The following is a 12,038-nucleotide window of genomic DNA, read 5'->3' on the forward strand; positions in this document are numbered from 1 at the left end:
TCTTCCTAAATTATACGCGCGGAGCACGAGCTCCAGCACGGCCATCGGCCATTGTTTCTAAAATTCGGTGGTAACTATCAAAGCGCAGCTCTGAAATATCACCATCATCAACCGCTTGGCGAATAATACAGCCAGGGTCGTTTAAATGTTTACAGTCGCGAAAGCGGCAACCACCAATAAATTCGCGGAATTCTTTAAAGCACCAAGTTACACGTTCAACCTCTAAGTGCCATAAGCCAAACTCTCTAATACCAGGAGAATCGATAAGGTTACCACCTGAAGGTAAATGGTGTAACCGCGAAACAGTCGTTGTATGTTGACCAAGACCACTGTTTTCAGAGACTTCTTTAGTCAAGATTTCAGCATCAGGCAGTACAGTATTAACTAATGTTGACTTGCCAACACCACTTTGACCAACAAAAATGCTATTTTTGCCCACTAATGTTTGCTTTAAAGCATCGATACCTTGTGCAGTTTTATTACTCACAAGTAAAACTTGATAGCCGAGTTTACGATAGATATCGAGCACTTCCTCAATAGCTGTAAGGCCTGGTTCGTCAATAAGGTCTATTTTATTGAGCACTAAAATAGGCTCGATGCCCATATCTTCACAAGCCACCAAATAGCGGTCGATAATATTTGCAGTAAACTCAGGTAATACCGCAGAGACCATTAGTATTTGATCAATGTTAGCCGCGACGACCTTAACGCCATCGTAAAAATCAGGGCGTGTTAATTGTGAACGGCGCTCATGCATCGCTTCAATAACGCCTGCTATATCGCCTTCACTTACTTTTGCCCGGCGAAATTGTACTTCATCACCGCAAACAATGCCTTTAACAGTTCGACGTATATTACAGCGCAGTACATCACCATTATCGGTTTCGATATCGGCATGCTGACCAAAACGACTAATAACCACTGCATTTTCAGCAGGGCCTAAATTGTCGTTCTGTAGTTGCTCGTTAGTCCCTTTGGCTGACTTAGCGTCGGCATTGGACAAGCGTTTTTGATGATTAGCCTTGATCCTACGGGATTGGCCTTTACTTAATTTCTTCTGTTTTGCCACTTTTGGCCTATAACTTAGTTAAATGTCGCGCTTTTTGAAAAAAAAGCTTTAGGTCGACTGATGATACTAATATGATATATCTAAATGCGTTAGATCTAAAGGAAAGCACCGCAAGGTAATTATGTCTTTTCATAAATCAAATCTGATTTGGCTCGACCTCGAAATGACAGGTCTAGAACCAAGTACAGACAAAATACTCGAAATAGCGACTGTTGTCACCGATAGTGAGCTAAACATCTTGGCTGAAGGCCCAACGATTGCTATTCATCAAAGTGATGAATTGTTAGATGGGATGGATGAATGGTGTACCACTCAACACGGTCAATCAGGGCTTACGGCTCGCTGTAAGGCAAGTACTTATGATGAAGCTTACGCCGTTGATCAAACCATTGAATTTTTAAAGCAATGGGTTCCTGCAGGTGCATCACCCATGTGTGGAAATTCTATTGGTCAAGACCGACGCTTTATGAATAAGTATATGCGCGAGTTGGAAGATTACTTCCATTACCGTAACTTAGACGTGAGCACTATTAAAGAGCTTGCTAGACGCTGGAAACCTGAGGTTTTAGCGGAAGTGAACAAAAAAGGCTCACACCTTGCTCTTGATGACATTAAAGATTCCATTATGGAATTAAAAGTTTACCGAGAAAAATTCTTTAATTTGTAAAAAATACTTGCAAACACATCGAATTATTGTAGAATCCTGCCCCGCTTAAGACGATAACCCCCGCGGGGTTAGTATGCTTAAGATGATTGAAATGCGGCACTAGCTCAGTTGGTAGAGCGCGACCTTGCCAAGGTCGAGGTCACGAGTTCGAGCCTCGTGTGCCGCTCCAATTTCTCACCAAAGAAATTCGAGTAAGTTTCAAGATAAAAGTAATGCATATTGCGGCACTAGCTCAGTTGGTAGAGCGCGACCTTGCCAAGGTCGAGGTCACGAGTTCGAGCCTCGTGTGCCGCTCCAATTTCTAACCAAAGAAATTGCAGCAAGTTACAAGAAAAAATAATAGATAATGCGGCACTAGCTCAGTTGCCAGAACGTTTTACCGCGACTCGTCGCGCACCAACGGACAAATTACTGACTATTTTGAATGCGGCACTAGCTCAGTTGGTAGAGCGCGACCTTGCCAAGGTCGAGGTCACGAGTTCGAGCCTCGTGTGCCGCTCCAATCTCTTTTCTTAACATTTCATACCCACCAATACTCAGCTACTTTAAAACACTACCTTATACAAAATCAATGCTTTAGCTTTTATCCCAAAGACAATACTTATTCTCCTGTACTCGCTTTTTACTCCGTCGACTTAGTTACAAACTTCGCATCGAGTTTAAACGAACTTTAATCCTAAAAGATCAGTAGAGCTTGCTTTAAAAATAAAAAAGGCCAGCAAATGGCGACATTTGCTGGCCTTTTCTGTATTTATACCAATCCGCAATAATACTTAATTACTTTATAAAGCTATACAGCAGTGCTAGAACCGCCAAGCTACCCATAAATAAAATAAAGTAAGTACTTTTACCACGATACTTTTTAAGGGCCGGTACCTTAAATACGGCTATCATTGGCATGATAAATAAGATCATGGCGATAATAGGGCCTGATAGTTGATCCATCATATCTAAGATACTTGGGTTTTTAACCGCACAAAACCAGATAGCAAAAAACATAATTGCCACACCCAACTTATCAGCGCTCTTCATACTTAGTTTGGTTTGCTTGGTGACTAAGCCGTTAAAGCTTTCACGCGCTCCTAAAAAGTGCCCTAGGAATGAAGATGTGATAGCTATAAACGCCACTAGAGGACCTAAGGTGGCGATAAACGAGTTATCTGTGATGTTTGCTAAGTACGATAAGATAGACACGTTCTGAGCTTTCGCCTGCGCCATTTGCTCTGTTGAAAGAGAAAGCACGCACGAGAATACAAATAACAGTACAAAAACAATCAATAATAAGCTGGTACGCTTCAAAATAGCTTCTGACTTTGCTGCGGCATCATTGCCATAGTGGCCACGTTGTACGTTAGCAAAGCTTGAAATTGCCGCCGCATGACTAAATGAAAACACAATAATAGGCACCGATAACCACAAAGTTTTAGCAAAACCACTTAATTCAGGAAAAGCCATATTAGGCATTTGCCAGCTAGGAATTAAGTAAATAGATAAGAAAAATAAAATAGCGACTAGTGGATACACTAAAATAGCGAATGCGCGCAGCATGAGCTTTTCACCGCCCAGCATTAAGCTGATCATGCCTGCAACAAGTACACCTGAAAGCAATACTCTTGAAGGTGATTCCATGCCCAGTTGATTGACGATAAAACTATCAACTGTATTCGTTAGTCCTACACCATAAATAAGCAAAATAGGAAAAATAGATAAAAAGTATAACAATGAAATCAGTCGTCCGGCATTTGCGCCAAAATGCTCCTCTACCACATCGGTAAAATCAGCATCTTTATTGTTGGATGATAAAACAAATCGCGCCAAGCCTCGGTGAGCTAAAAAAGTCATAGGGAAAGCTAAGCAGGCCAAAATAATTAATGGCCAAAAACCACCAATACCTATATTGATAGGCAAAAACAGAATACCGGCGCCTACAGCCGTACCAAATAGACTTAAAACCCACTGAGTATCGTGTAAATTCCATGTTGTTTTGTTTGTTGTCGATGCATCTAACTGCGTTACATCTTGATATGAGCTCATTTATACTCCACCAATTAGAATAATAATTTGCGGCAGGATATATAAGTTGAAGCATGAATGCATGTTTTGTCGATGTATTAACATAAGTATGCTGTAAGGTGTTACTTACAGATGGAAAAAAATCGACCGTTTTCTGCCAGGTTTGTTTATATTCAATAGATGGCTTGGCAGCAATGCGATTTACTTTTAGATAGGGCAAAATCTTGGTATATATACCATTCGAACGCTATGCTAGTGAGTTTTAGCATTACGTGCTTTAAACAGTGTTCCAAGTTACAAAAATAACTACCCTTGGGTATATATGTTTAAAGCACGCTTAGTGAGGCTTATTCTTTTGTTTTGGCTGGATCTTTCAGCACAGACATTTTAGGTGGCTGAAGGGCAACAATACGCTCTCCTTCCTGTGGTGGTTTTTCCATATTGATAGTGAAAGGACGAATTTTAATAGGTGCGTCGTCGTCACTGTCCTTCTCAGAATGCAAAATAAACAAAGGAATAGCTTCTTTATTAATTTCTTGGTATTTATCCCAGCTAAACTCTTCTGAAATTTTGGTTGAGCTTACCTTGCCTCCTTTGGCTATGAGACTACTTAATTTTGAATAAGCCCCGCTTTCGCCAAACAAAATTTGTCGCGACAAGAAGGTTGCACTGTCCTTGTTCGCTTTAGCATGACTGGTAGAAGAGCGCAGTGAAAATACATTTTTTTCATTTAATAAATGAGAAAAATATTGTACGCCTAGTGCATTATGATGCCTATTAGGCGATAGCGCTAACACACTACGTATAGTTGTTAGCGGCAGGTAGCGCTCAGCATGTTCAGATTGAGGGTTACCATAATAACAAGGAAGGCCATCCATTCTTGCCATTTTACAGTTCTCCCATGCTGGATCAGACAAATGCACAGGAATATTTTGATCTTTTAAACCACGTCCAATTGCTCGGGCAACATGGTTTGCCCCAATGATTAAAATTGTATTTGGAGAAGGTTGACGTACACCGAGTAGCTTTGCAACAGGGATGGCCGTTAAGCTTTGTAACACAACAGTGATAATAATAACGGTAAAAATCAACGGAACAATTTTCTCAGCATCAGCGACACCAGCTTCCATCATACTAATAGCAAATACAGAGCCTACAGCAGCCGCGACAATACCGCGAGGTGCGATCCATCCTAATACTAGGCGAGACTTGACGGGTAAGTCAGAGCCGAAAGTAGACAGCGCAATACACACAGGTCGAGCAATGAATAATACAACCGCTAAAAAAATAAATACATCACCGTCTAGCATCATTAGATCAGATAGTTGAAGTCTAGCGGCCAGTAGGATAAACAAGCTAGAAATCAATATCATTGATAAGTCTTCTTTAAACTCTAAGACTGAGTCAATTTCAAGATCGTCTTGATTCGCTAGCCATATACCAAAAACAGTAACGGCTAAAAGTCCTGACTCGTGACTTAGGTGATTAGAAACGGTAAAACTAATTAATACTAAGGCTAAAATGCCAAACTTGTGTAATTCAAAGGGTAGCCATTCTTTTCTAATTAGAAGCGTGGTTAGCCAACCAGCGACGAGACCAATGGTCAAGCCAACTCCAAGCGTTTTGAATAAAGCAATAAGGGTATGAACAAAGACCTCTCCTTGGCCAACCAGCATTACCGCTTCAAAAACAAGTACAGCAAACAATGCACCAATCGGGTCAATTACAATGCCTTCCCAACGTAGAATACGGTCAATATCTTGTGTTGGTCTCATTGAATTTAAAAGCGGTGCTATGACGGTAGGGCCTGTCACAACGAGAACAGCACCGAGCACGGCGGCGACGCGCCAATTCAACTCTAAAATCCAATAAGCACTTAGACTAATAATAATGCAGGTGGCGATCATGCCGATAGAACACAAGTTTCTGACAACTTTACCAATCCCTTTGAGTTCCTTGAAATGCAGAGTCAATGAGCCTTCAAATAGGATAACAGCTACACTCAATGACACTACTGGGAATAATAAATCGCCAAGTAATGCGTCAGGGTCTAATACGCCAGTTGCTGGCCCAAGCAAAAGGCCGGTGAGTAATAAAAACAAAATAGCAGGAACGCGAAAAGCCCACGCTACCCACTGAGCTAGAACCGAACAAAGCGCAATCCCGGCTATATAAATGGCTGACATATATAAAGTATTCCTTATCCATTACTTTGATTTAGAGAAAAGACTATCAAACTTATAATACAGGGATATACACGTGTATGATCATTTCTCCTAATAGAATTTTAGCTGCTTATGATTTTTTTGTAGAAAATATTGTGGTTATTGAGCTAGTCCGTTTCATTAAAAATTCATTATTCTTTAACATTATGAAATATATGGATAATTTATCCTATCGTCCTAGTGTAATTTAAGCGCATAAAATATAACCTTGATCTTAAAGTCGATTTTAGCGTATTATAGTTAGTGTTCAAACAATTTGTTATCTAAATAGTTCTGGTTGAGCTATAAGCTAATACATATAGTTATTTTTAAATTAGTGCGAATAAAGTTAATTTAAATGCAGGTTACTATATTTATTTGTTTAAAAATCAATAGTTTTTTGTTTTGAATAAAATTTGTATGTAATTACTCATTTTTGGGTATTGGTTTACTTGAAAGCATATCGCCTCTTAAAGGCTAATTTTATATTTTGAGTTGAATTATTACCTGTTCAATATTTGGCGCCCATCGTGGTGAACAAATCTCGGTCCTTAAGTCATCACCCTATCTGTTGGTGTATCTGACTTCAGAGGCTCTATGTATGTTGTTAATAAAGAAGCTTCACACAGCTTTTTACAGCGATGCATAAACAACACTTTTTATTTTACTTTATAACCGTTCAATCTAATGATTGGATGAAAGTTATGCTATATCTAAAATTCACTATTTCAGATAGAAATGGGCGTATTTTGCTGAGTACTAAAAAGTGTATAGGAACATACAAATTGTAAACTCGCAGCTTAGTAATAGTGCTAAGTGATTGTTTTATTACTTCTCTTTGGGAAGTTACAGTTAAATGGAAAGTTGAAATACATTATGCAAAAGTTAAATTGGCGACGTATTGTACTTAAAGTGGGCAGCGCATTAATTGCCCCTGATCAAGATGGTTGTCGTTCACGTTATCTATTAACTATCGCACAGTTTATCGTTCGTTGTCGTAGTCGCGGCATTGAAGTTATTTTGGTTTCTTCTGGCTCTGTTGCAGCCGGTGCTCATCTATTCCCTGATCAGCAAGAACGTACAGTGACCATGAAAAAAGCTATGGCAGCTGCTGGTCAAACAGAAATGATGGCAATGTGGGACCGTTTTTTTGATTTCCCTTCAGCACAAATTTTGTTAACCCACGGTGATCTACGTGACCGTGAACGTTATGAAAGCATCCGTGAAACCGTATTCACATTATTAGAGCACGGTGTATTACCAATCATGAATGAAAATGACACGGTAACTACAGATGATTTAAAAGTTGGCGACAATGATAACTTATCGGCAATGGTTGCAGCTGCGGCAGATGCTGATGCATTGATGATATTTTCGGATGTTGATGGGTTATACAATAAAAACCCGAACTTACATGATGATGCCGTATTACTTCCTGAGATAGAGTCTATAGACGAATCTATTTACGCAATGGCTGGCTGCGCAACCAGCGCAGTGGGTACAGGTGGTATGAAAACCAAGATAGAAGCCGCCGAGAAAGCAACATCACACGGTATTACGACTTACATTATTAACGGTTTTAAAGAGCAAACATTTAACCAGCTACTTGAAGGGATTAACCCAGGTACTGTCTTTTTACCTTATGAAAAACCGATGCAAGAAGCTGTGCATTGGATGACTCACACGGCGAATGAGCAAGGCGAGGTTGTGGTTGAAGGTTCATTTGATGAATCACTTGAAGGTGAAACAGGTTGTATTCGCGGTGATGAAATTGTTGCCGTGCATGGTGAGTTTGCTATTGGTGATACTATCTTAGTTCGTAGTAACGATGGTACACGCTTAGCTAAAGCAACAGCTAATTACAGTAGCTGTTTACTAAATTTTATAGCCGATAACGAACAAAGCGAGTTTAGCGATAAGATGCAAGATTCGATTGGCCCAGTTATTTCAGAAAAAGATATCGCATTATTGGAGAAGTCATGAGTTTAATTACGGATATTTCACGTCAAGCAGCAAAAGCTGCACACCAGTTAGCTTTACTCGATACCGAGACAAAAAACCGTGTGCTGCTGGAAATGGCTAGCGCATTAAGAGAGCAAAAAGCATTCCTCATTAAAGAAAATGAGAGTGATTTAAGCGCGGCACGTGACAATAATTTAGCCGCATCAATGATTGACCGCTTAACACTTAATGATGAGCGCATTGAAGCGATGGCTGAAGGTATCGAAGTGATTGTTAGTCTTGAAGACCCTGTTGGTCAATTACGTGACATCACAGAACGTCCAAATGGTATTAAAATTCGCAAAATGCGCGTACCGCTTGGTGTAGTGTGTATGATTTATGAAGCACGCCCAAATGTAACTGCTGATGCGGGCGCATTGTGCTTTAAATCAGGAAACGGTGTAATTTTACGCGGTGGTAAAGAAGCGCTTAAAAGTTCACAAGCAATCGCAAGCGTAATGCACCAGGTATTAGAGAATAATGACTTACCGGCTGCACTTATTTCTGTCATCCCAGATCCAGACCGTGGATTATTAATGGAGTTGATGCAGCAAAGAGAGAGCATTGATTTGATTATTCCACGCGGTGGTGAAGGCCTTATTAATTTTGTGACAGACAACAGTACTATTCCTGTTATTCAGCATTTTAAAGGTGTATGTCATTTATATGTAGATAAAGACGCTGACCTAGAAGTTGCGGTGAATTTACTGCTCAATGGTAAAACACAACGTACAGGCGTGTGTAATGCATTAGAAGGTTTAGTAGTTCATGAAGCAGTAGCCGATGAATTTTTAAACTTGTGCGCTGTAGTTCTTCGTCAAGAAGGTGTGAAAATAAACGCCGATAGTAAAGCTGCTCAATACTTTGATAATGCAACCGTGCTTGCTGACAGTGAGTTTGGTCAAGAGTACCTTGATTTAGAAATAGCTATTCGTGTTGTGCCTGATTTTGCAGGGGCAATTGATCATATTGCTCAGTTTGGTTCAAACCACACTGAAGTTATCTGTACTAAAAACCAAGATGCAGCTAAATTATTTCAGCGCAGTGTGGATGCATCAGTTGTAATGGTTAACGCATCATCACGCTTTTCTGATGGATCACAACTAGGTTTAGGTGCCGAAATCGGTATCGCGACATCTAAGTTGCACGCATATGGTCCTATGGGCTTAGAGTCACTTACAACTGAAAAATACTTAGTAGATGGCGAAGGTCAAGTTCGCGAATAATCTAATCCATACCGTTGTAATGGGCGGTAGAAAATTAAATCGGTGCTGACGAATGTTGGGGCCGATTTTTTTTGCGCTAAATTATTAACCTGAGCTCTGGATAATAAATCTATCTCCAGCGGCTACTTTCAACGCTAACTGCGTTGAATTTACTTGCTATAGGCTAGCTATTGACGCGTAAATTCGCCTTGTTATCGCTAAAACTCTCCGGCTGGAGACTAATAAATATATTTGTGATTTAATTTCAATACATTAGTACATCTCTTAACCAGAGTTCAGGTTAATTTATTAAAAAATTAAAATGGTTTAATAGGATTCAATAGTATTGGAAGATGATCTAGTTCAGATGGTGTTTGATTTATCTTTTAGAAGAGGTAGGAAAGTGGTGGAGCTAAGCAGGATCGAACTGCTGACCTCCTGCGTGCAAGGCAGGCGCTCTCCCAGCTGAGCTATAGCCCCACATTCCTAAAGTTACAAACTTTGTAACCTACTTGAGTTTCCCTTTCAAGCGGGACGAACTTTAATGAGATTTATAGATTTGGTCAAGTGTTTTTTAATTTTTTATGAAAATTCACGTAAGTAAAGTTTTTTTGATAGACTAGGGGCTCATAAAATACAAATAGAAACTAAAATGAAAAAATATACTTGGGTGTTACTCCTGTTTCTATTCGGTTGTGCAAGCCAACAAGAAGATGCGCCGTTTGAAATCAATAACAAGCAATTGTATAAAAAGTTAGATGATCAAGGGAATAAAATCTTCGCATATGTAGTGTCTGTAAAAGCAAATAGCCGAAAAAGCCGCAACTCTGATCGGCCTTTAACACGCAGTGAATTTAAACGATTTGCTGAGCAAGAGTATTTTGAAGAATCAAATAGTTTAAAGTTAGAGCTTGAAAACCAAGCTGTAGCAATGTTGAAAACAGAGTTAGAGCAACAGCAATATTGCTCTGATAAATATGAAATTGATGAAGTCATGTGGCGTGATTTAAGTGTTCAATTAAGAGGGCGTTGTTTATAAATGCTTGCAGATAAAAATAAGCTGATTGCATACTTTGCACATTTAAGTATTGATTACCAAGTAATAGATCATCCTCCTTTGCACAGCAGCTTAGATGCGGATGCGTTTTTGGTCGAAAGACCTGGTACCCGTTTAAAAAATTTATTCTTGCGTGATAATGAAGGGAAAAACCATTTCTTAGTGATTACAGCTCATGATAAGCAGCTTGATTTAAAAGCGTTAGCTAAATATCAAGGCTTATCAAGGTTGGGGTTTGCCTCCGATGAGCGGCTAGCGCGCTATCTAAAAGTCGCTCCTGGGTGTGTGTCTATGCTTGCGCTTATGAATGATAAGCAAAATAATGTCACAGTTTGGCTAGATCAAGATATATGGTTTGGCGATTTATTCCATTGTCACCCATTTGAAAATACGCAAACGTGGATTATGGCTAAAAGTGATTTAGAACGCTTTTTTGCAAGCACAGGGCATCAACCTAAAGTGGCTTTTTTACCCGCTAAATAACCACTTAACACCAACATAAACCCGCAAAAGCATACCACTAAAAGCGTAGTCATGAACGCAATTTGTCCATGTTGTTGGTACACCAGCCCTGGTAAAAAGGAGCCTAGCGCTCCTCCACTATAATAAAATGATACATAGCCACCATTAGTCACACTGGCTGGTGCCCTGCTAATTTTATTCACCAAAGGTGCGGCTGTAGAGTGAATCATAAACATTGCCGCACAAAAGCCCGCAAAAGCAATCAAAAATACAAGCAGCTCTTCGCTAATTAGTAAAATAATGGTGATGCAATAAAATGCAAATACACCACACAATAAATGCCATGGGGAGCGGCTGCGCTTCAACAGCCAAGGTGTAGTCATTGAGAATAAAGCACCCAACAAATAGCCACTATAGATAAAGCCAATATCGCGAGTATTGGTTATTAAAAAGGTATCTTGCAAAATAAACGGAAGGTAATTAAGCAAAGCAGCAAAGCAAAAAAACATACAAAAAACTGCACTATATAGTTTTAATATGGGGGCTGTTGCAAGTTGTTTTAAATGACTAAATGGTGATTGCGGTTCTTCCATGGGTGGGTGTGTGCGGTTACTCATTGTCAATGCAAGTAGTACCAAAACGGCAGCTATTACGTAGTAAAAGCTCTGCCAGCTCCATAAATCAGCAAATACTGCGGCTAGCACGCGGCCAAAATACCCGCCTGCAATTGTACTACCTATGTACAAGCTCATCTTTTTTTGCAAACAATCCGCTTTATATGACATGCCAATATAGGTTGTCATGGCAGTGAGTGCGGCAGGTAAGATTAACCCCTGTATAAAACGGATAAATAAAAGTAGTTCAAATCGTGGAGCTAAGGTAAAAATAATACAGCTGACTGCGAGCCCAAGCATTGCATAACGTAAAATGTTCAGTGGGTTATGCTTGGCGAGTATTAAGCCATATATGAGGGGGGCAATAGCTAATGGCACCATTGTCGCTGTCATCAAGCTGCCCGCAGTGGCAGGATTGACTGAAAATTGAGTTGCAAATAACCCTAAAAGTGGCTGGGGTGCATACAAAACAAAGAAGATAAATAATGAGCACAGTAATAAATGAAAAATACGCATTCATTTGGCCTAAGAGCAAAAGCAGATAGCTTACGCTTAGTTGTTATTAGATCAATTACTAATTTAAGTTGTTATTTTGGAATAAAAAATACAAATTTATTGCGCTAAATCAGGTTTTGCACTTTTAGCTTTGCTACATTACCAGCATAAAGATGGGAAATCTTAAGTATTAATCCATAGCGCATTTAAAGGGTTGGAAAAATTGGTTGAATTCTAGCGCAACTCGTATC

9 protein-coding genes and 4 tRNA genes are annotated in these 12,038 nt (G+C 39.6%); 8 read left to right on the forward strand and 5 right to left on the reverse strand.

Annotation, left to right across the window (positions count from 1 at the left end):
• Positions 1–10: 10 nt before the first annotated feature.
• On the reverse strand, positions 11–1,069 hold the full coding sequence (gene rsgA, locus ACFI4Z_RS15740; RefSeq protein WP_462671406.1) for a small ribosomal subunit biogenesis GTPase RsgA: 1,059 nt from the start codon (positions 1,067–1,069) through the stop codon (positions 11–13).
• A 121-nt stretch (positions 1,070–1,190) separates the two neighbouring features.
• Here rsgA and orn point away from each other — a divergent pair, with 121 nt between their 5' ends.
• The 4 genes from orn to ACFI4Z_RS15760 all read left to right on the forward strand — a co-directional run bounded on the left by orn (position 1,191) and on the right by ACFI4Z_RS15760 (position 2,238).
• The gene (gene orn, locus ACFI4Z_RS15745; RefSeq protein ID WP_462671407.1) at positions 1,191–1,736 is read left to right on the forward strand and encodes an oligoribonuclease; all 546 of its coding nucleotides are present in this window, start codon (positions 1,191–1,193) and stop codon (positions 1,734–1,736) included.
• Between the two features lie 93 nt (positions 1,737–1,829).
• A tRNA-Gly gene (locus ACFI4Z_RS15750) sits at positions 1,830–1,905 on the forward strand.
• Between the two features lie 52 nt (positions 1,906–1,957).
• Positions 1,958–2,033: transfer RNA gene (locus ACFI4Z_RS15755), tRNA-Gly, on the forward strand.
• A gap of 129 nt (positions 2,034–2,162) precedes the next feature.
• Positions 2,163–2,238 (forward strand) — tRNA-Gly (locus tag ACFI4Z_RS15760).
• 275 nt (positions 2,239–2,513) lie between these two features.
• On the opposite strand, the gene ACFI4Z_RS15765 is transcribed toward ACFI4Z_RS15760, so the two are convergent.
• Together ACFI4Z_RS15765 and ACFI4Z_RS15770 are read right to left on the reverse strand one after the other, a co-directional pair.
• On the reverse strand, positions 2,514–3,770 hold the full coding sequence (locus ACFI4Z_RS15765) for an aromatic amino acid transport family protein (RefSeq protein WP_462671408.1): 1,257 nt from the start codon (positions 3,768–3,770) through the stop codon (positions 2,514–2,516).
• Between the two features lie 326 nt (positions 3,771–4,096).
• Complete coding sequence (locus ACFI4Z_RS15770; protein WP_462671409.1) at positions 4,097–5,935, reverse strand: cation:proton antiporter; 1,839 nt, start codon at positions 5,933–5,935, stop codon at positions 4,097–4,099.
• Positions 5,936–6,829: 894 nt separating this feature from the next.
• Here ACFI4Z_RS15770 and proB point away from each other — a divergent pair.
• Positions 6,830–7,936, forward strand: a complete 1,107-nt coding sequence (proB, locus tag ACFI4Z_RS15775) for a glutamate 5-kinase (RefSeq protein ID WP_135474746.1) — start codon at positions 6,830–6,832, stop codon at positions 7,934–7,936.
• A complete protein-coding gene (locus tag ACFI4Z_RS15780) occupies positions 7,933–9,180 on the forward strand; it encodes a glutamate-5-semialdehyde dehydrogenase (protein WP_462671410.1) in 1,248 nt (415 codons plus the stop codon). The genes proB and ACFI4Z_RS15780 overlap by 4 nt, the downstream gene beginning before the upstream one ends.
• A 383-nt stretch (positions 9,181–9,563) precedes the next feature.
• Here ACFI4Z_RS15780 and ACFI4Z_RS15785 read toward each other — a convergent pair.
• Positions 9,564–9,639: transfer RNA gene (locus ACFI4Z_RS15785), tRNA-Ala, on the reverse strand.
• Between the two features lie 172 nt (positions 9,640–9,811).
• Here ACFI4Z_RS15785 and ACFI4Z_RS15790 point away from each other — a divergent pair.
• Entirely contained in the window at positions 9,812–10,198 is a 387-nt protein-coding gene (locus ACFI4Z_RS15790) for a hypothetical protein (protein WP_462671411.1), read from the forward strand.
• A complete protein-coding gene (locus ACFI4Z_RS15795; protein ID WP_462671412.1) occupies positions 10,199–10,699 on the forward strand; it encodes a prolyl-tRNA synthetase associated domain-containing protein in 501 nt (166 codons plus the stop codon).
• Here ACFI4Z_RS15795 and ACFI4Z_RS15800 read toward each other — a convergent pair.
• Positions 10,666–11,808 (reverse strand): MFS transporter, encoded by a 1,143-nt coding sequence (locus ACFI4Z_RS15800; RefSeq protein WP_462671413.1) that lies wholly within the window; start codon positions 11,806–11,808, stop codon positions 10,666–10,668. The two genes, ACFI4Z_RS15795 and ACFI4Z_RS15800, sit on opposite strands and share 34 nt — an antisense overlap.
• Positions 11,809–12,038 lie beyond the last annotated feature (230 nt).

It is taken from the genome of Pseudoalteromonas sp. RWi3 (assembly GCF_054960735.1).

Excerpts from the sequence above, each read along its gene's own strand:
- proB (WP_135474746.1), top strand. The coding sequence starts at position 6,830 with ATGCAAAAGTTAAATTGGCGACGTATTGTACTTAAAGTGGGCAGCGCA.
- ACFI4Z_RS15800 (WP_462671413.1), bottom strand. The coding sequence starts at position 11,808 with ATGCGTATTTTTCATTTATTACTGTGCTCATTATTTATCTTCTTTGTT.
- ACFI4Z_RS15790 (WP_462671411.1), top strand. The coding sequence starts at position 9,812 with ATGAAAAAATATACTTGGGTGTTACTCCTGTTTCTATTCGGTTGTGCA.
- ACFI4Z_RS15770 (WP_462671409.1), bottom strand. The coding sequence starts at position 5,935 with ATGTCAGCCATTTATATAGCCGGGATTGCGCTTTGTTCGGTTCTAGCT.
- ACFI4Z_RS15765 (WP_462671408.1), bottom strand. The coding sequence starts at position 3,770 with ATGAGCTCATATCAAGATGTAACGCAGTTAGATGCATCGACAACAAAC.
- ACFI4Z_RS15780 (WP_462671410.1), top strand. The coding sequence starts at position 7,933 with ATGAGTTTAATTACGGATATTTCACGTCAAGCAGCAAAAGCTGCACAC.
- ACFI4Z_RS15795 (WP_462671412.1), top strand. The coding sequence starts at position 10,199 with ATGCTTGCAGATAAAAATAAGCTGATTGCATACTTTGCACATTTAAGT.
- orn (WP_462671407.1), top strand. The coding sequence starts at position 1,191 with ATGTCTTTTCATAAATCAAATCTGATTTGGCTCGACCTCGAAATGACA.